Source organism: Loigolactobacillus backii (assembly GCF_001663675.1).
GTDB lineage: Bacteria > Bacillota > Bacilli > Lactobacillales > Lactobacillaceae > Loigolactobacillus > Loigolactobacillus backii.
In genome coordinates, this window is sequence record NZ_CP014873.1 from 262,001 (window position 1) to 286,640 (window position 24,640).

Annotated in this window: 21 protein-coding genes; 6 read left to right on the forward strand and 15 right to left on the reverse strand. The window is 40.2% G+C overall.

Annotated features, from left to right (window positions below; translation table 11 throughout):
- Nucleotides 1–130: 130 nt before the first annotated feature.
- The 7 genes from AYR53_RS01050 to AYR53_RS01080 form a co-directional block, all read right to left on the reverse strand.
- Nucleotides 131–1,414, reverse strand: a complete 1,284-nt coding sequence (locus tag AYR53_RS01050; RefSeq protein ID WP_225359763.1) for a D-alanyl-D-alanine carboxypeptidase family protein — start codon at nt 1,412–1,414, stop codon at nt 131–133.
- Nucleotides 1,415–1,433: 19 nt separating this feature from the next.
- A complete protein-coding gene (locus tag AYR53_RS01055) occupies nt 1,434–2,591 on the reverse strand; it encodes a sensor histidine kinase (protein ID WP_068222333.1) in 1,158 nt (385 codons plus the stop codon).
- Nucleotides 2,592–2,609: 18 nt separating this feature from the next.
- Nucleotides 2,610–3,299 carry a response regulator transcription factor CroR gene (croR, locus tag AYR53_RS01060; RefSeq protein ID WP_068222330.1) on the reverse strand — a complete coding sequence of 230 codons (690 nt, stop codon included), beginning with the start codon at nt 3,297–3,299 and terminating at the stop codon, nt 2,610–2,612.
- Nucleotides 3,300–3,791: 492 nt separating this feature from the next.
- On the reverse strand, nt 3,792–4,946 hold the full coding sequence (locus AYR53_RS01065) for a mannitol-1-phosphate 5-dehydrogenase (protein WP_068222327.1): 1,155 nt from the start codon (nt 4,944–4,946) through the stop codon (nt 3,792–3,794).
- 1 nt (nt 4,947) lies between these two features.
- Nucleotides 4,948–5,391 carry a PTS mannitol transporter subunit IIA gene (locus AYR53_RS01070; protein WP_068222324.1) on the reverse strand — a complete coding sequence of 148 codons (444 nt, stop codon included), beginning with the start codon at nt 5,389–5,391 and terminating at the stop codon, nt 4,948–4,950.
- 28 nt (nt 5,392–5,419) lie between these two features.
- Nucleotides 5,420–7,528 carry a BglG family transcription antiterminator gene (locus tag AYR53_RS01075; protein ID WP_335625429.1) on the reverse strand — a complete coding sequence of 703 codons (2,109 nt, stop codon included), beginning with the start codon at nt 7,526–7,528 and terminating at the stop codon, nt 5,420–5,422.
- A gap of 128 nt (nt 7,529–7,656) precedes the next feature.
- Nucleotides 7,657–9,471, reverse strand: a complete 1,815-nt coding sequence (locus tag AYR53_RS01080) for a PTS mannitol transporter subunit IIBC (protein WP_068222318.1) — start codon at nt 9,469–9,471, stop codon at nt 7,657–7,659.
- A 407-nt stretch (nt 9,472–9,878) separates the two neighbouring features.
- Between AYR53_RS01080 and nagB the strand changes: the two genes are divergently transcribed.
- A complete protein-coding gene (nagB, locus tag AYR53_RS01085; protein ID WP_068222316.1) occupies nt 9,879–10,589 on the forward strand; it encodes a glucosamine-6-phosphate deaminase in 711 nt (236 codons plus the stop codon).
- Nucleotides 10,590–10,847: 258 nt separating this feature from the next.
- On the opposite strand, the gene AYR53_RS01090 is transcribed toward nagB, so the two are convergent.
- The 3 genes from AYR53_RS01090 to AYR53_RS01100 form a co-directional block, all read right to left on the reverse strand.
- Nucleotides 10,848–12,329 carry an ABC transporter substrate-binding protein/permease gene (locus AYR53_RS01090; protein WP_068279777.1) on the reverse strand — a complete coding sequence of 494 codons (1,482 nt, stop codon included), beginning with the start codon at nt 12,327–12,329 and terminating at the stop codon, nt 10,848–10,850.
- Nucleotides 12,330–12,481: 152 nt separating this feature from the next.
- A complete protein-coding gene (locus AYR53_RS13840; RefSeq protein ID WP_167574654.1) occupies nt 12,482–15,106 on the reverse strand; it encodes a MucBP domain-containing protein in 2,625 nt (874 codons plus the stop codon).
- Nucleotides 15,107–15,159: 53 nt separating this feature from the next.
- On the reverse strand, nt 15,160–16,785 hold the full coding sequence (locus AYR53_RS01100) for a KxYKxGKxW signal peptide domain-containing protein (RefSeq protein ID WP_068279770.1): 1,626 nt from the start codon (nt 16,783–16,785) through the stop codon (nt 15,160–15,162).
- Between the two features lie 103 nt (nt 16,786–16,888).
- Here AYR53_RS01100 and AYR53_RS01105 point away from each other — a divergent pair, with 103 nt between their 5' ends.
- Nucleotides 16,889–17,146, forward strand: coding sequence for a transposase (locus AYR53_RS01105; protein ID WP_017866964.1), 258 nt, complete (start codon nt 16,889–16,891; stop codon nt 17,144–17,146).
- Nucleotides 17,131–18,015 (forward strand): IS3 family transposase, encoded by an 885-nt coding sequence (locus AYR53_RS01110; protein WP_105782191.1) that lies wholly within the window; start codon nt 17,131–17,133, stop codon nt 18,013–18,015. Before AYR53_RS01105 ends, AYR53_RS01110 begins: the two co-directional genes overlap by 16 nt.
- Nucleotides 18,016–18,344: 329 nt before the next feature.
- Here the strand turns inward: AYR53_RS01110 and AYR53_RS01115 are convergent, their stop codons facing one another.
- Nucleotides 18,345–18,566 (reverse strand): hypothetical protein, encoded by a 222-nt coding sequence (locus AYR53_RS01115; protein ID WP_068222307.1) that lies wholly within the window; start codon nt 18,564–18,566, stop codon nt 18,345–18,347.
- 72 nt (nt 18,567–18,638) lie between these two features.
- On the reverse strand, nt 18,639–19,103 hold the full coding sequence (locus AYR53_RS01120; protein ID WP_068222305.1) for a hypothetical protein: 465 nt from the start codon (nt 19,101–19,103) through the stop codon (nt 18,639–18,641).
- Between the two features lie 407 nt (nt 19,104–19,510).
- On the opposite strand from AYR53_RS01120, the gene AYR53_RS01125 reads away from it, so the two are divergent.
- Complete coding sequence (locus AYR53_RS01125) at nt 19,511–20,518, forward strand: PocR ligand-binding domain-containing protein (protein WP_068279769.1); 1,008 nt, start codon at nt 19,511–19,513, stop codon at nt 20,516–20,518.
- A gap of 214 nt (nt 20,519–20,732) precedes the next feature.
- Here the strand turns inward: AYR53_RS01125 and queG are convergent, their stop codons facing one another.
- Complete coding sequence (queG, locus tag AYR53_RS01130; RefSeq protein WP_068226172.1) at nt 20,733–21,866, reverse strand: tRNA epoxyqueuosine(34) reductase QueG; 1,134 nt, start codon at nt 21,864–21,866, stop codon at nt 20,733–20,735.
- Nucleotides 21,867–22,215: 349 nt separating this feature from the next.
- Between queG and AYR53_RS01135 the strand changes: the two genes are divergently transcribed.
- Nucleotides 22,216–22,401, forward strand: coding sequence for a hypothetical protein (locus tag AYR53_RS01135; protein ID WP_068222297.1), 186 nt, complete (start codon nt 22,216–22,218; stop codon nt 22,399–22,401).
- Nucleotides 22,402–22,471: 70 nt separating this feature from the next.
- Here AYR53_RS01135 and AYR53_RS01140 read toward each other — a convergent pair whose 3' ends face one another.
- Together AYR53_RS01140 and AYR53_RS01145 are read right to left on the reverse strand one after the other, a co-directional pair.
- On the reverse strand, nt 22,472–23,050 hold the full coding sequence (locus AYR53_RS01140; protein WP_068222294.1) for a YdcF family protein: 579 nt from the start codon (nt 23,048–23,050) through the stop codon (nt 22,472–22,474).
- A 15-nt stretch (nt 23,051–23,065) separates the two neighbouring features.
- The gene (locus AYR53_RS01145; protein WP_068222291.1) at nt 23,066–23,506 is read right to left on the reverse strand and encodes a hypothetical protein; all 441 of its coding nucleotides are present in this window, start codon (nt 23,504–23,506) and stop codon (nt 23,066–23,068) included.
- Between the two features lie 103 nt (nt 23,507–23,609).
- Between AYR53_RS01145 and AYR53_RS01150 the strand changes: the two genes are divergently transcribed.
- Complete coding sequence (locus tag AYR53_RS01150; RefSeq protein WP_068222288.1) at nt 23,610–24,539, forward strand: DUF5067 domain-containing protein; 930 nt, start codon at nt 23,610–23,612, stop codon at nt 24,537–24,539.
- The last annotated feature ends 101 nt before the right edge of the window (nt 24,540–24,640 follow it).

A 24,640-nucleotide genomic window follows, 5' to 3' on the forward strand; every position in this document is an offset into this window, starting at 1 on the left:
AGAACGGTGTTGAAAGTGCCCAGTTATGAGCAAATCTCCACCACCGTACTTGTTCATCATCTAAATTTAAACGCTAATCGGTAAGTAGCTATTCAGCCACTAGGAAAAATAATTTCCGTCACGCTATCGCTTAAAATATGTTTTGGAAGAACCGACTAACTTGTTGGCCAAACGTTGCCTTAGCTACAGAGGTTTGTGTCACTAAGGTCACTTTTGGTACTGAATAGCCCGGAAGATAATTGTTGGACTGAACCGTGGCCGTTCCTACTTTTTGCTGTGCCTTAACGGGTACTGTTAGTTGTTTCTTTGCGGCCGCCTTCGTTAACTGATAACTAAGTTTTATTTGATTACTAGTTGCAGCAGTTGGCGCCCAAAAAGTCAGTGCCTGCTTAGTGCCAATTTTAACCGCTGTATTCTTCCCATTCGGTACCGCCAAGGTTTTAAGCTGGTTCACCTGTGCCCCTTTAGGTAACCAAGTCTGTTTAGTCTGCGTATTGAAAACCTCGTGCATTAATTTTGCCGTTTCGGTAAACCGAGCATTTTTATCCTTTTCGGCCTGATTAGCGTGCATTACCACGGTAATAATTCGATTGCCGTTTTTGCTAACGGTACCAGCAAAGCATTCACCGGCCAAATCCGTTGTGCCTGTCTTCAAGCCATCCACCGGTAAATCACTGACCGCGGCCGATTCACCAGGTAACATTGCGTTCCAGGTTTTCATAGTCGTTGTCGTTCCTGATTTTACCTGAAATGGCAGTGAGCGCTGTTTAGTTGTTTCCAGAACTTCTGGGTAGTCGGCCATTAAATGCTGGGCAACAATAGCAACATCTGCCGCCGACATTTCATTTTCAGCCGTACTAGCCGAATTAGGGTAGCGATCATCACCTAAGTAACTATTATTTAGACCGCTAGTATTTACGATCTTGGCATCTTCAATCCCCCAACGCTTAAGTAAAGTACGCATTTGATTAACTGCACCTGTCTGTGACCCTGCTACCGCATTGCCCAACAGAACTGCTGCCGAATTGGCCGACGCAACTAGGGCTGCCTGGTATAAAGAACCAACCGTGTAGTGACCATTTTCTTCCAGTGGCACATTGGTTAGATCCTTATCTTGGGTTAGACGGTAGGCCAATTGATCCACTGGTACTTCAGTATTCCAAGTTAATTTGCCCTCTTTAATGGCCTGCAAAGTTAGGTAGATAAGAACCATCTTTGTCATTGAACCAATTGGCAAAACTTGTTTAGCGTTTTGCTGGTATAAAATTTGCCCACTACTAGCGTCAACTGCAATCCCAGCCTTGGCATCTAACAGTTGCCCCTGAGTTGCCGCTGCACTTGGTTGACTGACCGTAGCTACCCCTAACAAACTTAAAGTTAGAATAACAATTATTCGGCTAACAATTTTTTTCACTATCCTACTCCCTTTTCCACTAGTTCTGGTATTGCTTCGGTATTTCTAATTTAACCCCGTGCTTAACGGGTAAGTACATGACAAAACTAGTTAAATGCCTGTCCGAAGTTGCGTAGATATAGCCACCATGTAAACTAACAATACTCTGAGCAATGGCCAAGCCTAGACCAGTACCTCCAGTTTCTTTAGAGCGTGATTCTTCCACCCGGTAGAAGCGATCAAATAACTGACTCAACGCTTCTTTAGGAATCGGTGAGCCATCATTTGACACTTTAATCATAACCTGAGTACCTTCTTGTTTAGCTTCCAAAAAAATATGTTTGGCATCTTTACCGTACTTTAATGCATTGCTGATCAGATTATTGAACACCCGGCTTAATTTTTCTGGATCAGCGTCCATCATTAATGGATCTGGTCGATACTTCACGTTGATTAATAATTGCTTTTTTTCGGCCTCTAGCTCGAAACTGGCGGCCAATTGCTCTAACATCTGGCCCATATCAATTTGACTAATGGTAACTGGTGTCGAAGTTTGCCGAACCTTAGTGTATTCAAACAAATCCTCAACTAATACTTGCATCTGTTTGGCCTTTCCAAAAGCTATGTGGGTATATTTCAGAATTTGAGCCTCATTTTGATACTGGTGATCCTCAATCAGACCCAAATATCCAATTATAGACGTTAGCGGCGTTCGAATATCGTGGCTAACGTTGGTGATTAGCTCATCCTTTGAGTCCTCAATTCGCCGCTCATCATCCATTGCCTTAACCGTCGAGTCAACCAACGCGTTAATACTTAAAATAACGCGCTGCAAATCACCGCGCAACGTAAACGGAATTCTATGCTCAAAATGTCCGTCCGCAATATGGTGTAATTCACTAATAACGTGACTAAGTTGCATCTGATGGTAGCGCCGAATTAAACGCCAATAAACAACCAAGGCATCAAAAACTAGCATAAAAATCGTAAAAATATTTTGCCAGCTCATTAAGTGGAAATTATTGGGCCCAATTGAAACGGCGTTCTTGATTTGAAAAATACCATCGTTCAACGCTCGATTAGTGTGAATAGCCTGATTAGCCAGAACGATTACGGACAAATTCAATAATAGTAATAAAATAACGGTTGTAACGCCCTCTATGAATAGCGCGCTTTTTTCTCGTCCGGTTAATTTCACAGTTTACCGGTGACCTCCTTAATGTGCTTCAACTTTATAGCCCACGCCCCAAACAGTTTGAATGACCTTCTCGCCATCCGTTGCTTCCTCAATTTTATCGCGTAAATGACTGACGTGAACCATCACCGTTTTGGCCGAAACAATACTTTCTTGTTGCCAAACACGTTCAAAAATTTCATCCGCTGAAAAAACTCGGTTGGGGTGACCGGCCAATAAGTATAAAATGCCAAATTCTAGTGCCGTTAATTGAATTTGCTTTCCAGAAATCGTTTTTACTTCATGGGAATCTTTTTTAATCTCTAAAGGTCCAACTTCAAGTACATCGGGTGTATCATCGGTTACTTGTTGTTGACTGCGGCGTAACAAGGATTTAACCCGCGCCATGACCTCTAGTGGATTGAAGGGCTTAGAAACGTAGTCATCAGCCCCACTAATTAGGCCCTGAATTTTATCCATATCAGTTGTCTTGGCCGATAACATAAGGATCGGAATCTGTGAATCTTTTCGGACTTCACGGACAACTTCCATTCCATCCATATTTGGCATCATGATATCTAAAATCATCAAAGCAACGTCTGGATTAGTGGCCAGTTTTGTTAAAGCCTCCTTACCATCGTAAGCCTTAAGTGCCTCATAACCTTCATTTTTAATGTAAATACTTAATAATTCAACGATATCCTTATCGTCATCAACAACTAAAATTTTCATAGATAATTCCTCCTTGTTTCACATCAGCTAATTTTTAAACACGTTTAAGTAAATTTTATTGCGGCCGAGCACAGAATACTCTTAAAAAATTTCTTAGTCTGCTCATTAAAATTCCTTATGAACCAGCTTGCCATGATCGCAACTGGTAGTATCGGCAACTTCAAACCATTGCCTTTATTTATGTGGATCATCCCATAACGGCCACCAAGCAAGCTTGAACCGTTACTAGTCTTCAACGAACATACCACACTTTAGTAATTCTAACAAAGAAAGCTTGAGAAATAATTAAGAGTGGCAACTTTACGCCGGAAGTACAAAAAAAGAAGCCCAGAAAAGTCTGAGCTTCCTATAATTTCCGATCATTTTTCTAGAACGTGCGCCAAAAGTCTGGGTTCACGTGCCTAACGGGAGTGTTTGGAAAAGTGCCCAGTTTCCTGTGCTTAGTTACGCAGTAAACCCAAAACCGACTTTTGTCCCACCTCAAATTTCTAATTATTTAGCCGCCAATTTACCTTGGTATGATTTTGCAATTGCGCTAATCAAATCAGCATCCTTCAAACCAGTTACTTCTTTAATAACGCTGGTTAGATCTTCGTCCTTCAACATTTGTTGTAACTTAACTGATTCATCATCTTTAGGTTCATCGTAAGTAAAGATCATGCCAACAGTATCCAACAAGGTGCTGTAATCTAATCCCTTGGCCTTCAATTCACGCATTGGTCGTACAAAGCGTTCGTCGTAGCCTAACTTACGGATTGGTGTTCGTGCAACCCGTGAGATATCGTCAGAGATATATGGGTTTTGGAAACGACTAGCAACTTTATCTTGATATTCTTTTAATTCGGCAACCGTAAAGTCAAATTCATGGCTCAACAAATCACGAGTTTCGCTCAAAGCACCCTGCAATTGTTTCCAAATTTCAGGATCTTTAATGGCGTCACCAATTGTTGTATAACCTTTATATTTACCAGTATAAGCAACAGTAGCGTGGCCTGTATTAACTGAGAATAACTTCCGTTCGATGTATGGTTCCAAATCGGGAACGTAAACAACGGTATCAAGCTTCAATTCAGGATTCTTCATCTGGGATTCATCAACGACCCATTCCTTGAATGGTTCAACGGAAACGGCCAAAGGATCTTCATGATGTTGAATCGGTACAATCCGGTCAACGGCAGCGTTTGGAAAACCAACGTAGGCATCGGCGTACTTTTGTTCGTCGGCATTTAAATGCTTATAAACTTCAGTCTTTAAGAACTGACTGCCACCAATCATATTTTCACAGGCAATTGCATCTAACTTAGTTTCAGATTTTGCAGCTAAACGTGCCTTAATCCCATCAGCAATCAATGGTGCAATAAATGGTAAAATCTTAGGCCCAATGGCAGTTGTCACTAAATCAGTTTTTTCAATTGCTGCGACAACAGCCTCAGGATGATCCTTGTTATTTAAACCATCAACGTTTGCAACGTGAATCTTTTTATGGCCTTCAGCGGCTAATTCAATATCGTATTCGTGCCGTGCGTTTAAGGCATCAATGATGGTGCTGTTAACGTCAACGAAATCAATACTAAAACCATTTGCTGCTAAAGTTTCACCAATAAAGCCACGACCAATATTTCCTGCTCCAAAATGTACTGCTTGCACGTTACTCAACCTCTTTCAATAAATTGATAATTTCATCTGGTGACTGCGCGTCAGCCAACTTTTCGACATTATTAATGTCGCTACAGAAAAGTGCGATTTGCGATAATAACTGTAGGTGTTCACCATTTAAGCCTGCAATACCAAAGACTACGGTCACGAGTTTTTCATCTGCGGGATCATCCGCAAAATCAACACCCCAAGGCAATTGAACAATCGAAATACCTGTCTTTTTAATATACTGCTTACCGTCACCAGTGCCGTGAGGAATTGCGATAAAGTTACCCATATAAACGGAAACATCGCGGTTCCGCGCCAGCATTGAATCAACATAAGGTGCCTCAACGTAGCCGTGATCAACTAATAAGCCACCAGCCATTTTAATGGCATCCTCTTTGGTTTTAACTTCTTGGTTCAGCAAGATCATATCTTTATCAAGTGCGTCCATATTTCTCACCCTTTCTCTTTTACACTCGTCACTCTGGCGTTGCCGCGTCATTAATCACTTTAATTTCGTCTAAGAATAGACTACTGATTAGTTGATAAACGATTGACTGCGTCCCAGTTTTATAAATTTCTAAATTTAAATCACTTTCAATGATAGAACCACTAATCTTTCCCATCAAGCTATTTTCAGCAAAATTCATATTTGCTGGTCCTAGCATTAGTAAAACACGCGTTAATGCAATCGGTTTATTATCCATACCTTCAACGTCTAGCGCATCACTCAAATCATAAATTGAAAAGAATGGTTTTTTGATTGTACTATCGGTAGTGTGAATTAAAGCCATTGCCGTCCCCGGAATACCAACTGGTGCCTTACGCATTCGCTTAATTAATAGCTCGGCGACCCGGTGCGGATCACTCAACATGAGTCCATCCAAACTGGTCGTAATTTGCGTTAAGGTTGCTAGCAAGTCTTGATTGGCATTATTAATTTTTTGAACAGTGACGCGTTCTAAAATATCATTAGCAGTTCGCATTGCTTGGTAAACCTCTTTAAAATCCTGAGTTTTTTTAGCTAGTACCTTTGAATCAGTTGTGACCTGCTTTTTGGCCACCGTTTTCGGCGTACCATATTGGGTTACAATATCATCCTTAATTTCCTTGATTTCACTTTGAAGTAGCAACGGACTAATCATCTTATACTTCATTGGAAATCCTGGTAAGAAAATAGTGGATAAAACTAAATCATACTGACTCAAATCCAAATTATTCAATTCTGAAACTCGGGAAACTTTGAAATGTTTAATTTCTGGTACATTTTTACGTAATCGTGTTTCCAAAATCTTGGCCGTTCCGATACCGTTGGCACAAAGAACCAATGCAGATACTTCAGCCTTTTTAACTCGTTTTTCGTAAGAAGAAGCGAAGTGAATCACAATGTAGGCAATTTCGCTATCAACAAAATGTGTTTCCGGAAAAACCTTAACTAAAGCTGCACTAACATCCTTGTATAAATTAGAATACTCGGTCTTAATTTTTGTCAAAACCGGATTGTTAAGCTCTGGTATCTGAGAATGCGAGCGTTTCAAGGCGGCCGACAAATGTGCCATTAAGTCCTTAAATAGCGTATCGTCTTGTCGAAAATCCCAAGCAAAGCGTGTCGTTACATCAGCAATTAGTTCTCGGACTTGATACGATAAAGCCAAATCGTAATTTTCCAACATAATATTCTTCGGAATCGCAAAGCTCATTCCCTGAATCTGTAATGCTAAGAATTCAAGCTCCAGCATATTAACGTGATCCCGAATGGATTCCGGAAACTGATTAAACAGGTTAATGGCCAAATGTTGGTCCTTAAATAACTCATTTTTATCAACGTGCTTTAACTCATCTAACGTTTGTTCTTCGGCAATTCGCATTGCCGAAACCGTCAAAACAATGGTTAACTGTTGCAGCTGGCTATCAGAGAGATACTGAAAATCGGATTTCTGGTACTTCGTAATTGCCTGAAAACTAATGGCTAACAGCTCAGAATCTAACAATTTAATGAAGTACATTGAACTGTATTCATTTTTTTGAGTAGCTCGATTATTTTTTTCCAAATACTCAAAGAATTCATATTCGTTAATTTCACTGTTGAGCACGCCACTTAAAACACGCCGACGATTACTCTCTTTTCCAGTAACTTGAATTCCTTGCGCCTTTTTGCGAACAATCTGTAATCGATAATCCGTAAAAATTGGTTCGATTGTCGTTAAATCTTGGGCAATGGTGGCGGAACTAACACCAAAATCATCCGCAAAAGTTTTCATTTTTACGATATCATTTGTCAGTAACAACCGACAAGTGATCGCGCTTTGCCGCCGGCGAACATCGAAATAACCAATGTTATCTTCAGTTGAAAGTTGCTGGCGCAGCTGCGTCATTGCGGCCGGTTCCCCCACCATTTGATAATAATTTTGTTTCTTAACTAATTGAATCTGTAAATGAGCAAGTGTTGTCTCAAGACTGGAAAGCTCTCGGTAAACAGTTCGCTTGCTAACGTGAAGTCGTTTCATCAAATCTTCACGGGTCATTCCTTGTGCGTTCCGTAATAGTAATAAAATTATCTCTGCTTCTCGATTGGAAAAGTACATCAAACCAACCTCTTTAATGTGAATAAAGTCGAGGCAAGGCGTTTGCGTAGCTTAATGCTACATACGGCAAAAGGCAAATTCTCCCCTAAAGAGAAAATTGGCCGCCTTTTGTGTCGTTTTTATTCACGATCTTATTTAAGTTCAGAGATAATTTTATCATACTCTGCAGGATCTAACAGATTACTCATTACGATAACTTGTAAATCAGCAAATTGCGATTTAATTCGTTTAGCAGTTTCACGACTAGCAAGAACCAACACTTCTGGCTTATCTTCCAAATCGTTAACAGCAACATTGCGTGCAGTTATTTTCTTATCGTTTTTCTTTAAAGCAGTCTTAAAGGTTGAAAGGGCCATTGTTGCCGAACCAACATTCTGGTCGTGATGAACGAAATCAACTTCAGTAACTTTGCTAAAATCAACTTTATAAGCCGAAGCGTCAGTTTCCTTAGTAGTAGAATCTTGCGCTGCATTTTCCGTTGAAGTCTCGTCATCTGCTGTAACTTCTTTGGTCTTCAAGCCGGCGACAATTTCATCGTACTTAGGACTATTCAAGAAGTTTTCAACTGATACGTGGACCGCATCTGGCGTCTTCTTCAAAGCTCGATCAGCTAATTCTTCTTGTGTAACAACTAATAAACCAGATTCATCCTTCAAATTACTAATGGCCGTGTTGGTTACAGAAAGATCCAAACCAGCTTTCTTAACCTTATCACGTAAGATTGAGGCACCCATTGCGGATGAACCCATCCCAGCATCACAAGCAAAAATAATCTTACTTACAGTACCACCAGATAAGATAGCTTTAGCGTCTTTGCCATTGCTAGCTTGAGGCTTGGTGTTACCTTTCATAGCATCTACTTGTGCTTGACCAGCTTCTAAAGCAGCATCCGGATTGGTCTTATCCCGGCGCAAGATAACCATTGAAATTAAGAAGGAAACAATCGTTGCTGCAGCAACACCGGTTAAGACAGCAACAAAGTTTCCAATACCTTTAGGTGTCATTAAGAGAATCGAAATAATTGAACCAGGTGATGGTGATGCTTTCAAGCCAGCACCTAACATACTAAAGGTAAACGTCCCAGTTACACCACCAGCGATAACAGATAAGAATAATGCTGGTTTCATTAAAATGTAAGGGAAGTAAATTTCATGAATCCCACCAAAGAATTGGATAATGATGGCACTTGGTGCAGATGCTTTAGCAGTCCCTTTACCAAAAATAGAAAAGGCAAGTAAAACACCAAGACCTGGACCTGGATCAGGTTCAAGCAAGAATAGAATTGACTTTCCTGCTTTAGCCGCTTGCTGAATACCAAGTGGTGTCAAAATCCCCTGATTAATAGCGTTGTTTAAGAACAAAACCTTCGCTGGTTCAATGAAGATATTTGCCAACGGAATTAAATGAATCGAAATGATGTAGTCAACACCAGTTGCTAACCAGCCACTTGCTGTTGTTACAACTGGGCCAATGGCATAACAGCCAATAATAGCTAAAAGCATTCCAATAATACCAGATGAAAAGTTGTTAACTAACATTTCAAAGCCTTGACGAATGTGAGGCTGAACTCGATCGTCCCACTTCTTAATACACCAGCCGCCAAGTGGTCCCATTAACATAGCACCAATAAACATTGGAATGTTGGCACCAACAATAACACCCATTGTTGCAATTGCACCAACAACCCCGCCACGATGACCTGCTATTGATGAGCCACCAGTAAACGCAATTAATAATGGTAGTAAATAAGTCACCATTGGTGTAATCAATTTGGCAAGATGTGCGTTTGGCAACCAACCAGTTGCCATAAATAATGCTGTAATTAAGCCCCAAGCGATAAAGGCGCCGATATTTGGCATAACCATGTTAGACAAGGCACTACCTAAACGCTGGACTTTCGTTTTAAGTGACGATTTTTTCTTCGTCGATGTTGCTGTATTTTCCATAACTTAAAACGCTCCTTTCCTTCTACTTTACGAAATTCATTGTAGCCGCTTCCTGAAATCGCTTCAACACGAACTTTGGCACACTTGATCGTGCCATCTTCTACTTTAACTAAAAAGTGGCACAAAAACAGACTAGATTCCGCTCTGCAATAACATCAGTTTTGGCGCACTTCAAAAATAACAACATAATCACGAAACAGCATAAAGAATCGTGTTTTAACGCCCTAATTAAATATAATTAGCAGTATAAATTCCACCGTTAATCGAATTACTTCTATATGAGAGCATGATTGTTGTTAAATAAAAAATCCAAAAAATGAGTGTAATGCTTGACTATTTTTCAAAACGATTTATAATTGGACTATACCAATAAAGGTACGAAAACTTATGAAGAGGGGTTCTAAATAATGAACGTTATCGTTGTTAAGAATGATGTTGAAGGCGGCAAAAAAGCAGCTGATATGATCCGCGAAGGTGTTAAAAATGGTGCAAAAGTATTAGGTCTTGCTACTGGTAGCACTCCTGTTGAAATGTACAAGAACTTAATTGCAAGCGATGTAGATTTCACTAAGATGACTTCCGTTAACTTGGATGAATACGTTGGTTTGGCACCAGATAATGATCAAAGCTACCATTATTTCATGCAAGACAACTTGTTCAACAAGAAGCCATTCGCTAAAAGCTACGTACCAAACGGTTTAGCTGAAGATTCTGATGCCGAAGCCGCTCGTTACAACAAAGTTATTGCTGATAACCCAATTGATATCCAAGTATTAGGTCTTGGCCGTAACGGTCATATTGGTTTTAACGAACCAGGCTCCCCCGTTGATGCTCAAACACGTAAAGTTGCTTTAACAGAATCAACAATCGAAGCTAACTCACGTAACTTTGAACATGAAGAAGACGTTCCTAAATACGCTTATTCAATGGGTATTGGTTCAATCATGAAATCTCAGAACATCATTTTGATGGCTTGGGGTGCTGAAAAAGCTGATGCTGTTAAGGGTATGATCGAAGGCCCTGTAACACCAGATCTTCCAGCAAGCATTTTACAAAAGAAAGATAACGTTACAGTTATCATCGACGAAGCAGCTGCTTCAAAATTAAGCAATAAATAATTTTAAAGACTAAAAAAGGACCAACGACGGCGGAAATTCCGTTTGTCGTTGGTCCTTTTTTATATATTAGGGAAATGGGACAAAAGTCGGTTTTGAGTTTACTGCGTAATATAAGTTAATTCAATAACCATAGTGCAGTTGCTGATTAGCTGTAGTCGTATTTGAAAAAGCAGCTTTCTGCGATTCGGACTTTGATTCATCTTAGTCCGATCGACATCGTCAGTAATCCTCGGAATCTGAACGCTTTTTAAACGCTCTCTAATTTGAAGCCGCCATCTTATGTTCAGCCAAAGCCAACAATCGTGAAATACTGAAAGTTAAAACAAAGTAAATCAATGAAGCAACAATTAATGGTGAAAACGGCTTAAAGCTTGCACCTTGAACGACACCCGTTTCAAACATCAATTCACCTACCCCGATCACTGAAACAACCGATGAATCCTTTAAGACAGTAATAAATTCATTTCCTAGGGCCGGTAAAATATTTTTGATTGCTTGCGGTAACACAACATAACGCATACTAGCGGTCTGCGTCAATCCTAGTGAGCGCGCCGCCTCAAGCTGCCCTACTTTAACCGAATTAATCCCTGAGCGAATAATTTCCGCAACGTAAGCACCAGAGTTAAGCGATACGGCAATCATACTTGAAATTAAGGCTGATAGCCCAAGACCCAACATTTGTGCGCCAAAGAAAACAATGAAAACCTGAATCAGCAGTGGTGTCCCCCGAATAAATTCGATGTAAATAACAGCAATGGCCTTTAATAACCAATTCTTCGATCGTTTCATAAAGGCAAGCATTGTTCCTAAAATAACCCCAAAGAACACACCAACAATGGCCAACTCAACGGTATAAAGTGTTCCTTTAAGGAAGTAACTACCATATTGTTGGAAGAAACTACTTTTTTTGAACATTAAAGCATTGGCGTCCTTTTTATACTTGGTCATTAACCCTTTTTGATTGATCGTCGTAATACTTTTATTTACTTGCTTTGTTAAGGCCGGCGCATCTTTGGGCATTGCAACGGCCGTTGGTTTTGTAGAATTAGCAAAACTAGTCTTAGTTATCGCAAAGTCCTTATTCTGCTGGACGTAAGCATCAGCAACTGGCTTTTCTAAAACAATTGCTTTAATTTTATTGTTTTGTAAATTAAGTACTAAATCCGTTGTTTTTTGTAGTGACATCACCTTGGCACCAAACAACTCATTGTGCGCCAATGTTTCCTGAGTCGTTTGTTTTTGAGCACCGACTGCGACGCCTTCATAATCCGCTGAAGTTTTAAATTTAGCGGCGTCCTCTTTTTTAGCAATTACAACTTGCTTAACGTGTAAGTATGGTTTAGAAAAAGTAACCTGTTTGGCCCGCTCTGGCGTTTCCGACATACCCGAAATAATCATGTCGACTTTTCCGGTTTTAAGGGCGCCTAATAAGGCATCAAAACCCATTTCGTTAATTTTTAATTTAACACCCATATCTTTCGCAATTCTACGGGCAATCGACACATCAAAACCAACGATTTTATCTTGGCCATTAATTGTTTGGTGAAATTCGTAAGGTGGGTAATCGGCGGATAATCCAACCGTCATGTAGCCCTGTTTTTTAATTTTTTTCAAATACTTATCTGATTGCGTTGTTGTCTGCTCGGCGGCTAAACTTGGTGTGCTCGCCAGTACGGTTGGAACAAGTAATCCTAATAGTAAACTCATTAAAAGTAGTAATTTCTGAACCTTGTTTTTCATACTGGAGTCTCCTTTTTTAATCCGTTTTTAATTATTGAATTTATTATACGTTAAAAATAATTTTTATGCAAATATTATTCAATTATTAACTTACTTTAGGCCAAAAAAATAAGCGCTGCGGGGTTACCCAACAACGTTTATTTTCCTTCTATTTAATTTTTACGTTTTTTGAAACCAAACATTAACAAACCACTTAATTCCAATAAAAGTACACCTAACGCACTACTACTTTGTGCTTGTGTCTCGCCAGTTTGTGGTAATTTAGTCATTTTATTTTTTTCAACAACTGGTACAGCCTTTGTCGTTGTGGCAGCCTGTTTTACTTTTTTGTTAGTAAAGCCTGTTACTAGTTGCTTAGTTTTAACTAATTTTGTACTTGTTTTCCCAGTGACGGGTATTTTCTTGGTGCTTATCTTTGAAGCAACTACTTTTTTAGTAGCCTTAGTAGTCGGCTGGGATTGTGTTGGTACTGTCGGCTGGACAGCCGTTACTCGCTGATAAACATAGGTCACCGTTTGTGGTGTTGTTGTTAATGTCCCAGTTGCGGCTGCGCTACCGGCGGCTAAACGCTCGTACGTATAACCTGCAATTGTTCCCGGACTTGTGGTATAACCCTTACCAACAAAGGCCCCATCTGGATAAACTGTGCTGCCAGTTCCAAGACTGTTTCCTTGTTCATCTTCATACTGCACGGTCACAGTTGCCGCCTTAACTGGATTTTGCTGGTAGACATAAGTCACTGTTTGTGGTGTTGTTGTTAATGTCCCAGTTGCGGCTGCGCTACCGGTAGCCAAACGATCATACGTATAACCTGTGATCGTCTTCGAGTCCGTGGTATAACCCTTACCAACAAAGGCTCCATCCGGATAACTTGCGCTGCCAGTCCCGAGACTATTACCTTGTTCATCTTCATACTGAACGGTCACTGTCGCCGCCTTAACTGGATTTTGCTGGTAGACATAGGTCACCGTTTGTGGTGTTGTTGTTAATTTGCCACTAGCTGCAGCACTACCATTACCCAAACGCTCGTACGTATAGCCTGAAATCGTTCCCGGACTCGTGGTATAACCCTTACCAACAAAGGCTCCATCCGGATAACTTGCGCTGCCAGTTCCAAGACTGTTACCTTGTTCGTCTTCATACTGAACAGTTACTGCCGCACCATTTTGTTGGTAAACATAAATCACTGTTTGCGGCGTCGTTGTTAATGTCCCAGTTGCGGCTGCGCTATCGGTAGCCAAACGCTCGTACGTATAACCTGAAATCGTTCCCGGACTTGTGGTATAGCTCTTCCCAATAAAGGCCCCATCTGGATAAACTACACTACCAGTTCCAAGACTGTTACCTTGTTCGTCTTCATACTGAACAGTCACGGTTGCCGCCTTAATTGGATTCTGTTGATAAACATAGGTCACTGTTTGCGGCGTCGTTGTTAATGTCCCAGTTACAGCTGCGCTACCGGTAGCCAAACGCTCGTACGTATAACCTGAAATTGTTCCCGGACTCGTGGTATAACCCATACCAACAAAGGCCCCATCCGGATAAGCTGCGCTGCCAGTTCCAAGACTGTTTCCTTGTTCATCTTCATACTGAACGGTCACGGTCGCCGCCTTAACTGGATTTTGCTGGTAGACATAGGTCACCGTTTGTGGTGTTGTTGTTAATTTGCCACTAGCTGCAGCACTACCATTACCCAAACGCTCGTACGTATAGCCTGAAACCGTTCCCGGACTCGTAGTATAACCCTTACCAACAAAGGCCCCATCCGGATAAGCTGCGCTGCCAGTTCCAAGACTGTTTCCTTGTTCATCTTCATACTGAACAGTCACGGTTGCCGCCTTAACTGGATTTTGCTGGTAAACATACGTCACCGTTTGTGGTGTTGTTGTTAATGTCCCAGTTGCGGCTGCACTACCGGTAGCCAAACGATCATACGTATAACCTGAAACCGTTCCCGGACTTGTGGTATAGCTCTTCCCAACAAAGGTCCCATCTGGATAAGCCGCGCTGCCAGTCCCAAGACTGTTACCTTGTTCGTCTTCATACTGAACAGTTACCGCCGCACCATTTTGTTGGTAGACATAGGTCACTGTTTGCGGCGTTGTCGTTAATGTCCCTGTTGCCGCGGCACTACCATTGGCCAAACGCTCGTACGTATAACCTGCAATCGTTCCCGGACTCGTGGTATAATCCTTACCAACAAAGGCCCCATCCGGATAACTTGCGCTGCCAGTCCCGAGACTATTACCTTGTTCGTCTTCATACTGAACAGTTACTGCCGCACCATTTTGTTGGTAAACATAAATCACTGTTTGCGGCGTTGTCGTTAATGTCCCTGTTGCCGCGGCACTACCATTGGCCAAACGCTCATACGTATAACCTGCAATGGTTCCCGGACTCGTGGTATAACCCTTACCAACAAAGGCCCCATCCGGATAACTTGCGCTGCCAGTTCCAAGACTATTACCCGCTTCATCTTCATACTGAACGTTAGCAACAGCCTTTACGGTAACAGTAACAGTCTGATCGGTTTCATTACCGTCCTTATCCGTTACCGCGTAAGTAACATTATATGAGCCTGACTGTTTTGTATCAAAGCCACCATCATCTTTGACAACGATATTACTTGTAATATCGCCATCTTCAATATCGTTAGCGGTTGCCGTATTTTTTAGGTTGTAATCAACACCATAATCAACAACTTGGTTGCTAACTTCAAGTGAAGGATAGAAACCATTTGTCCCCACCTTAGCAAAAGCCGAATTTAAATTAACCACATAATGAGAGGGTTCACTCGCACCTGGTTTTGTATAATCAATTGAAAAACCATTCAAATATTGAGCATTAGGGTCAGCACCCTTAACTCATAAGTAATCAAATAAATGGCATCTGCAGTTGTATTACCTAAATTAATTTGAAAATTATGATCACCATACGTAATTTCATTGGCAAACTGATCCGTTACGTCAACACCCAAATGCACAATTCTAATTGAATCAGGAATTAGTGTCTGATTTGTATCATAGGTAAAGCCTAATGTTACATCACTATATGGTCCTAATTTCATACTTTGATTGTATGCATTTTGAAAATCCATTTCTCCTGAACTGAGCTTAAATAAACCATATTTGGTACCATCTTGTGTTGCTGTACCCACAAAGTTAGTAACGTTTGTCCCCGTATAGCTGGCAGTATTTTGCCAATATGGCGAAATGAGTGAACTATCAGAATTATCGGTATTACCTGTAACTGTGATTATTGGATTGGCTACTGGAACAGCAATAATTGTCCCATTAGTATTTAAAATATTGGCCAAAATCGGTGCACCTTGCGTTACAGAGGTCGAATTATTAACGGCAAAAACTGGAATCTTAATTGTAACCTCCCCAAGCGTAGAGATTGTTTTAAGAAATTTAAATTTAATTTGATTATTTGCCGCATCAACCGTCATTGCTAAATAATCGGGTAAATTCAACTCACTCGACTGTAAACTAGCATAACTCAACACTGATGAATCAACCGTTAAATCCAATTCAGTGCCCACCGGAATAGTATTTGTACTGGGATTATTAATTGCAACACTTAAAGTAACGTTTTCATAAGGTGAAACATCTCCAGTTGCATTTGTATCAATTGTGACATTGTCGGCCTGAAGTCCTTCTGTTACTGCCAGCTCACTCAATTGGGATTCATTAGTAGCGGCCGTTCGTTCTGGGCTAACAATTTTAGCCTGTCGACCTGCATATTTCGCAGTGTCCATTGATTTTCCCGCACTTTGGATCTTCCCGCCTACAGATGCCACGTCTGAAGTGGCCATTGATTCTTGAGTTTGTGTCTTTCCAGACGAACTTTGATCTGTGCTCGCTGCTGAAGTATTGGCCCCAGAACTTGCTGCCGGAGCCGCACTCGTAGCCTTTGAATTTATTTGCGCATCAGCCACTGAACCAGTCGTTGCAGAATCAACTTGCGCGTCCGCAGACGAGCTGTGACTGGCACTTACTGCTGATGAATTTGAGTTTGCTACAGAGCTTGCGGCTGGGGCCTCGCTTGAACTTTTTGAACCAATTTGTGAATTAGCAGTGCTTTGCTTAGGAGCCGCTGAATTGGCCTGTGTGCTCGCGGACGAACCTTGGTCAGAGCTCATCGCTGAGGTATTGGCCACAGAACTTGCCGCCGGTGTTGCCGATTCAGCGGTAACCGCGCTATTAACTAAAGTGACCACTTGTCCTTGATTTGAGTTTGTTGGCGCAGTTGTCACTTGATCTGATTTGTTTACATTATTAGACTCATTGTTCACAGCTGCATGAACATTTCCTTGATTTAAAAATCCACCACCAAAAAAAGCAATATTTAGTAAACCAGCAAATAACCATCGTTTACCAGATTTATACATTTTATAATGTAGTTTAGTTTGTGTTTCAAACGCCCGTAATTTATTTTCTTTAACATTACGCACAATAAATCATCCCTTAACCTAACCCTTAAAGAGCTAAATGAAGGTAGTATGAAATCATGGACACGATTTAGTATAATTCCATAATAGGAAGGATTGTGTTTTTATGACCAAGAAAAAGTACTCAGTAGATTTTAGAAAAATGATTGTCAAGCTGTACCAGGATGGCGCCCCGGTAGCTGATCTTACAGACGAATATGGTGTATCAAATGTAACTATTTACAAATGGATTAATCTATATAAAGAAGACAAAGGAAGTGGAATTTCCAAATCAGATGTTTTAGCGTTGCAAAAACGTTTGAAACAGCTAGAAAGTGAGAATGACATCTTAAAAAAAGCCTTAACCATATTCGCCAAAAAGTAAACCCAGATGACTGGCAGACAGCCGTTGATATTAATTTGAAGCACCATAGTATCAAAGAAACCTGTAAAGTACTCTCAGTTCCACGCTCAACTTACTATGAACATCAGCAGAATCATGTATCGCCACAAGCCAAGCGTCGTAAGACACTTAGCCAGTCGATTAAACGCATTTACTTTAATTCTAGACGTATCTACGGGGCACCTAAAATTCTAAAAGCGTTACAAAAAGAAGGTAAGACTGCCAGTATTAAGCTAGTTCAACGATTAATGCGCCAAATGGGGTTAAAATCAATCACGCGCAAGAAGTGGCATTATCAACAAACTAATGATATTGATGCGACTGATTATTCAAATATACTCGCGCAAGATTTTCGTACAACCAGTCCAAATCAAAAGTGGTGTGCAGACATAACTTATATTCACACCAAAGCCAATGGCTGGTGTTATTTATCAAGCATTCAGGATTTATATTCACGTAAAATCATTGCCCATAAAATCAGCCGTCATATGACTGCTGATCTTGTGATCAGCACTTTTCAACAAGCCTTTGAAACTAGAAAGACGACTAATAACTTAATTGTGCATACCGATCTGGGTAGCCAGTACCGCAGTGCTGGCTTTGAACAGATCTTAGCGCAACACCATATTCGCCATTCTTATAGCAAGCGTGGCTGTCCCTATGACAATTCATGTTTGGAATCATTTCACGCCAGTTTGAAAAAAGAAGAGGTTTACCAACACCATTATCAGGATTTTGAAGAAGCAAATGCTGCAATATTCAGCTACATTGAGAGCTTTTATAACAGTGCTCGAATTCACAGTAGCATTGATTATTTAACTCCAAATGAAAAGGAAAAATTAGTCGCTTAAATTATACATAAAATGTGTCCAGATTCTTGACCTAAATCCAAAAATTGTGATACCAACAAGTATATGGTACTACTTTATTAAGACCGTTCGAAACATAAATAGGCAATATTTTCACCCAAATTCAAATTAAATTCTTATGTAATTTGATAAGAGTAATTAGATAAATTATTCCAACCTTCATTTTATGTACCCCTTACCAAAATTTATGAACCTCTAATCAAATAACTCGTTTACGAATAGATAATGCCTTAAATCATTTACTATTTTCCAAAACAAAAAGCCCGCAAGACATTTAGCTTGAAGGCTTCTTGATTTGGAAAGTGATTCAGCTACCGATCACTACGCAATTCATGTCGGTGCCGTGGATGTAAATAAAGACCAAATTTATTCATTACTACTAAAATCAAGGTTGCCATCACTAAACCAGTTAATACCAACATAATCGATGAATTGGTTGTTAGAACTGTGTATAAACAACCTAAAATAATGATAACTTGCAAGATCGTTGTTAGCCACAATATACGCGGCGACCTGGGCCGGTCAGATTTCATCCTTCATCATTCCTTCTTTACACATTTTATACTTGTATTGTAGCATGTTTCGGTCAACTTGCTACTATTTAACTACCCTTTTTGAACAACAATTGCAGTTTCGGCGGGTAACTTATCTTCCAAAAATTGGTTTAAGTCAGTCATGTTTTGCTGAAAATCTAAGGCAATCACACGTTCCTTATCCGTTTGAAAAATAGCCTGAATTCCCTGTTTAGTTGCACGCAAAGTAACTTTTTTAATGTGTGCGTAAGCCGTGTAACTAAAGAGAACACTATCAGTTAAGATTCCTGTTTGCGTCAAACCTGCACGTAGAAAGGCCCCCGCAACACAAGCAACCGCTAGAATTAAATTAATTATTTTCCCACCAATTGTTACTTTTTCCAAGGTCTCAATTAAAAAAACAACTGCCAAGGCACCAAATAAAATTGTGTACATCCAACTCATTAATGCATGATATTCTAACTGTTTTTGAATACCATATAAATAAACTAATAGGGCAATCGCCGCTATTAAAAGTACTCCCATCAACCACAACATTAGGCAGATCTCCTTTTGTCCAATATTTCTTGCTTAATTATACAAAGAAAAAGTGGGATATTTGGAAATCTCATTAAACTGTTGTAAAACGGTAACATTACCGTAATATATAGGCTAAATTCTGTTATTATTGTAAAATTTTTTAAAAGTAAGGCGCTTATCTAAATCAACCTCCCTTAAATAGGCCATTTTTGATTTAAAATTAAGATAATCTTGGCATGTTTTAAGTGAATAAAAAATCATGAAATCAAATAATTCATCATTTTTATTTCTCAGATCCAGTCCTACTCTTTATAAAACGCCGATAGATTAGCTTTACGGATCACTTAATTCTCGTTATACTAAAAATGGTTTATGTGATTTATTACGATGTGGTGTGCAATATTTTTATAAACGGAGGTGATGGCATGTTAAACCGGCAAACTTACCTAGTGTCAAATCAAAAAGTACTTGATAAAATTCTACAGGAATTTACTGCAGCGACTGATTTGCCTACAATACTTGTTGATACACAGGGTAACGCACTTACTTCTAGTCATGGCTTCACTCCTTTTTGCCAACTTATGCGGCAAAATGAGGCAACTCAAAAGCTTTGCCAAAATTGCGACGTTGCAGGCGGTCACCTTGCCTTGAATAATAAGCGAGCAACACCCTATCTTTGTCACGCCGGCCTAGTGGATTTTTCCTACCCCATCAAGCTTGATGACCAAGTCATTGCTTACATTATTTGCGGACAGGCCAAGGTTAAAGATGGTGCCGAACTCCAACCGATCACGGAACAAAAAAATACTTTATCTACGAATGCTGCTTTAAAGTCAGCCTACACAGCCCTTCCATTCGTAAACTTAGATAAAGTTAAGGCAGCGGCAAAATTACTTCAGATGATTATCAATAATTACCTAACTGATATTGTCGATCAAACTTTAACTGTTGGCCCTTTTAGTTCAGTACCAAAATCAGTGCAACAAGGAGTCGCATCAGCAAACGACGAGGTTTGGGCAACCAATAATCAGGCCGCGCAGACCGCAAACATTGATTTTAAGATTCAACCTGCTGCGGCACAAACGGTAATTGATCATCCCCAAAAAGCCGAAATCAAAAAGGCCATTGTTTACATTAACAGCCATTTAAATGAAACCATTACACTCAATGCCGTTGCTAAGCACGTCTTTTTATCTAGCTATTATTTAAGTAAGTTATTTAAAAAAGAAATGAATATTAATTTTGTAGACTACGTTAACCGGAAGAAAATTGATCGTGCCATAATTTTACTTCAGGACGCGACGTGGTCAATTGATAGTATTGCCCATAATTTAGGCTTTTCACAAACTAGTTATTTCAGTAAAACTTTTAAAAAAACAACGGAATTATCCCCCAGCCAATATCGGAAGCAAATTCAAAAAAATAACGAGTAATGATAGTTGTTTGCGCTGGGACAAAAGTCCTAGCCTCTTATTGTTTGTTTCCGATCATTATTCTAACGTGCGCACGACCGACGTTTGTCCCACTTCCGGCCATTTTCTTAAAATTTCAAAAAATACAAAAACAGTGGCAGGTCAAGTATATTATGGCCTGCCACTGCTTTCTTCTAGCGCTATAGTAGAACTTAATCAATTTTCATTAGAGCAACTATTCCAACAATTTATTAATCTCCGCCCTAACATCAACGTCGGTCTCATTAAGCAGACGTTCCTTAAAAAAGCGGTGTAATTCGTCATTTAGACCACGGCTTAACTGCCCCACTGCCCAGACCGCAGTTAAACGAATTACTGGTCGCGGGTCTTCTTCAATCAACTGTAATAATAATGGCAGTGCACTACGATCCTTCATGTTGGCTAAAGCAATAATTGCGTTGCGTTGAAGCGGCTTCTTCCCCCGCCACGAGCCGGCTAAACGGCCAAATTGTTCTTTGAATTCACGGTTGCTTATCGTTAACATTGGTTGCAGAATTGGTGTTACTTCATCTACTCGTGGCTCCATTTCTTCGTGTAAATGAAAATCCTTTCCCCTATTAAATGGGCAAACTAACTGGCAAATGTCACAACCATAAATAACACTGCGTATTTCGGAACGGAATTCCTCTGGCATGACACCTTTCGTCTGCGTTTGGTAAGAAAGACACCGTTGAGCATTTAACCGTCCATCCCCCATCAAGGCCTGTGGTGGACAATAATCAACGCAGCGTGTGCAAGTTCCACACTGATTTTCTACTGGTGTATCTGGTTCAAAGGGAATATTAGTTATAATTTCACCTAAATAGACAAAAGACCCAAACTTTTCCGTTATTAGAAGTCCGTTGCGGCCAATAAATCCTAGACCAGCACGCTGGGCCACTGCAACATCACTTAGTTCGCCAGTATCCACCATCGGTTTGAAAGTGAAATTTTCTTCTGGAACGGTAGCATTAATAAAATCCACCAATTTTGTCATGCGGTCTCGTAAAACGAAATGGTAGTCTTCCCCCCAGGATGCTCGGGCAAAACTACCCCGCCGTTTGGTTCGATCACGCGGGGCCTTTTCTTGCATCCGACTTGGATAGGCCAATGCGATTGCGATAATTGATTTAGGCTGATCAAATATTTTCTCCGGATACAAGCGCTCTGCCATGACTTGGTGCTCAAAACCACTTGTATGCCCAGCAGCCTTTTGGGCCAAGAGACTTTCCTTCATCTCTGCAAACGGCGCTGCATCCGTGAAACCAATTTGATCAATTCCAATTTCATCACTTGCGGCAATAATTTTACGTTTTAGATCATTATACAGGGTAGGCACCTCCCTTTTTATGCCTGTTATTTTTAGACTGTATTTTTAAATTAGTCTCCTAAATTACGTTTAATTCTGGATGCTAAGGCCGCTTTATTGAGGTGAGGCTGGAGCAAAAGTCCTAGCCGCTTACTATTTCCGCGCATTACTCTAGAACATGCACCAAAAGTCGGGGTTCACGTGCCTAACGGAAGTGCGATTAGATTAGCTTACGTCACACAGTAAACTCAAAAACTGACTTTTCACCTCTTGTTTAGCCCTACAATTATTGTCCTATTGCTTATAAATTGCTTTTGTAAATCGTACTTGTTATGCTGAGTTTACACACATCAGGAAGGGAGCCACGATAATGTCACAACAAACTGACTTACAAAAGCATCTCCAGACCATTCAAAATAACGAATTTGATCCGAAAAGTATTCAGCACAACACTTTCCGTTCCTGCATTCACCGTAGTGCTCAAAACCTTGGCTTCGTAAAGGACAACCAATTAACTAAACGCGGACACGAGCATTTAAAAATTAAACTAACTTAACTTCAGCACACAACCATAAGGGTTCAGGACAAAAGCACACTTTTGTCTTGAACCTATTTTGTTGTCTTTGCTATGCTAACGGTATTTGCCAAAGCATTTTAGCATAAGTTTGACCAAAATGTCGTAATCGATCTTGATACGTCATTTCCTTCGGGTAAGGAGCCGGACTTAGCGTATGCTTAATACCATATTTATTAGCATAAAAACTCGCCTTCCGATTATGCCAAGGTACGGTCACGATCAGACAACGTTGCAGTTGAAACTGGCGCAATAATTTCAACGAAAAAGAAAAATTCTCAGCAGTGTTGCTGGCTTGCCGCTCGCGAATAATTGCTGCTTGCGGTATACCACGTGCGATCAATCCCTGAGCCATGACGTCGGCCTCAACGAATTGATTGTGGATTGCCCCACCAGACACCAAGACGTATGAAGCAAGCCCCTGACGGTACAGCTGGACTGCCTGATCTAAAACAACCCGTAAAGTTGGTGTTTCCCTCCCGTGAGCAGTAGCCGGATGACCTGGAATCAGAATAACATCACTACGCTGGTGCCGATTTTTTCGTGCTTTAGGGTAAGCAAACACTGGTATGCTGGTAACAATTAAAATACCTGCCAAAAAACTACCCCAAAAAGTTTTTCTCCTCATCATCAGGTCACCCCTTCACTAAATTTTACCTTGTTTAATTAAGGTTCGTAGTACTTGCACCATATGGTCACTTTTTATACCAGTAAATTGGGTCACTGGTATTGGAAACGCCAGAATTTTGGTCAATGTTGCTCGATCTAATTCAGAAGCGGTTCGGCCGGCCAATTCCGGATCATCAATGCCAGTTAAGCGGATGCCGTGTAGAAAAAATTGAACCAACGCCTGAAAATAACGGTCATCTACCACTTCTTCACCACTTTGTTTTGTGTCGGCACGTTTCAATAAATAGATTGGCACAACGTTTTCGTTATGGTAAAAATCAGTAATAATTTGTGAATATTCCGCCGCTGATGAATTTGTATCAAGTTGAGCGTACTCCCCTGCTCGTAATTGTTGGACGGCGTTATTTACGATTAGAACACGTTGAAATCGTTGTACTGTTTCTTCGTCATTTTCCAATATAATCACTACCTTTTGAGTTAATCATAACATGCTAGTCATTAAATTTTTGTCACTATTTCAAGACCATCCCCAGAGATGTTATACTAGAAGAAACATTAGAATGAATTGGGGTAAGAAGAATATGCGGAAATCATTAACATTACTGACAGCCGTTCTAAGTATGGGATTACTTTTAGGTGGTTGTGGCAAACAAAGTCAAAAAAACCAGACAAAGGCCGAGTCAACAAGCCTTGCGTCCAAGCAGCATTTATCTAATTTTCAGCTCCAGCAAAAATACGTTGCCCTGACTGATGCGGCTATGAAACCAGTTAATTTGATTAACCAACAAACTGATAGTTCTAACCAAAAATTATCTGCTAGTTTGACATCAACTAAGCAAAAAGTACAAAAGATCCAAAAAGAACTTCGTGCCAATCAAAATAACCCTAAACTGACAAAAAGCTTGCAGCACTATGCCAAAACAATTTTGACGCTTGTCAGTTCCGTTGGCTCAAGTAATAATAATAGTTACTCAACTAGCTTCACAAAGCTTAACACCGAGGCTCATGATATCGCTAAAACTGATTTTAATAACGAAATTCCTGATTCTTTACAAAATTCTTTAAACTATCAGGCCGAAAATAATACCTATGCCTCGGGCAATATTATTAATACTAAGGGTTTCCGAATTACCTTTACTAAAATTCAAATTGTCTCTGACGATAGTAATGGTAAGGTTGTCCTCTTCAACTACACTTACCATAACAAACATAAAACGGCTACTACACCACAAACTGATCTAAACAAATATGGTGTTTTTCAGCAAAATGGTGTTGACTTAAGCACTGGCACACCGGCTAGTTCGTATATTTCAAGTAACTCAAATTATAGCACTGCGGCACAACAAGCCACGACAGCAGTTGAGCCCGGAAAAACGGTAACGGCTGTTGCTAGTATCGAGCTAAAAGACGATAAGGCAGCGGTTAATTATGAAGGAAATAATCCTAGCACTCATAAATCAATTGGTACAATAACCATCAAATTACAGTAAACAGAAAAAAAGGGATGGGGTAAAAATAAATTTTACCCCATCCCTTTTTGCTGTTTTAAACAGCTTTTAATGAATAAAATTCCAACCACTAACCTTTTAAA

Excerpts from the sequence above, each read along its gene's own strand:
- AYR53_RS01125 (WP_068279769.1), top strand. The coding sequence starts at position 19,511 with ATGTTAAACCGGCAAACTTACCTAGTGTCAAATCAAAAAGTACTTGAT.
- croR (WP_068222330.1), bottom strand. The coding sequence starts at position 3,299 with ATGAAAATTTTAGTTGTTGATGACGATAAGGATATCGTTGAATTATTA.
- nagB (WP_068222316.1), top strand. The coding sequence starts at position 9,879 with ATGAACGTTATCGTTGTTAAGAATGATGTTGAAGGCGGCAAAAAAGCA.
- AYR53_RS01080 (WP_068222318.1), bottom strand. The coding sequence starts at position 9,471 with ATGGAAAATACAGCAACATCGACGAAGAAAAAATCGTCACTTAAAACG.
- AYR53_RS01135 (WP_068222297.1), top strand. The coding sequence starts at position 22,216 with ATGTCACAACAAACTGACTTACAAAAGCATCTCCAGACCATTCAAAAT.
- AYR53_RS01140 (WP_068222294.1), bottom strand. The coding sequence starts at position 23,050 with ATGATGAGGAGAAAAACTTTTTGGGGTAGTTTTTTGGCAGGTATTTTA.
- AYR53_RS01090 (WP_068279777.1), bottom strand. The coding sequence starts at position 12,329 with ATGAAAAACAAGGTTCAGAAATTACTACTTTTAATGAGTTTACTATTA.
- AYR53_RS01115 (WP_068222307.1), bottom strand. The coding sequence starts at position 18,566 with ATGAAATCTGACCGGCCCAGGTCGCCGCGTATATTGTGGCTAACAACG.
- AYR53_RS01105 (WP_017866964.1), top strand. The coding sequence starts at position 16,889 with ATGACCAAGAAAAAGTACTCAGTAGATTTTAGAAAAATGATTGTCAAG.
- AYR53_RS01150 (WP_068222288.1), top strand. The coding sequence starts at position 23,610 with ATGAATTGGGGTAAGAAGAATATGCGGAAATCATTAACATTACTGACA.
- AYR53_RS01120 (WP_068222305.1), bottom strand. The coding sequence starts at position 19,103 with ATGTTGTGGTTGATGGGAGTACTTTTAATAGCGGCGATTGCCCTATTA.
- AYR53_RS01070 (WP_068222324.1), bottom strand. The coding sequence starts at position 5,391 with ATGGACGCACTTGATAAAGATATGATCTTGCTGAACCAAGAAGTTAAA.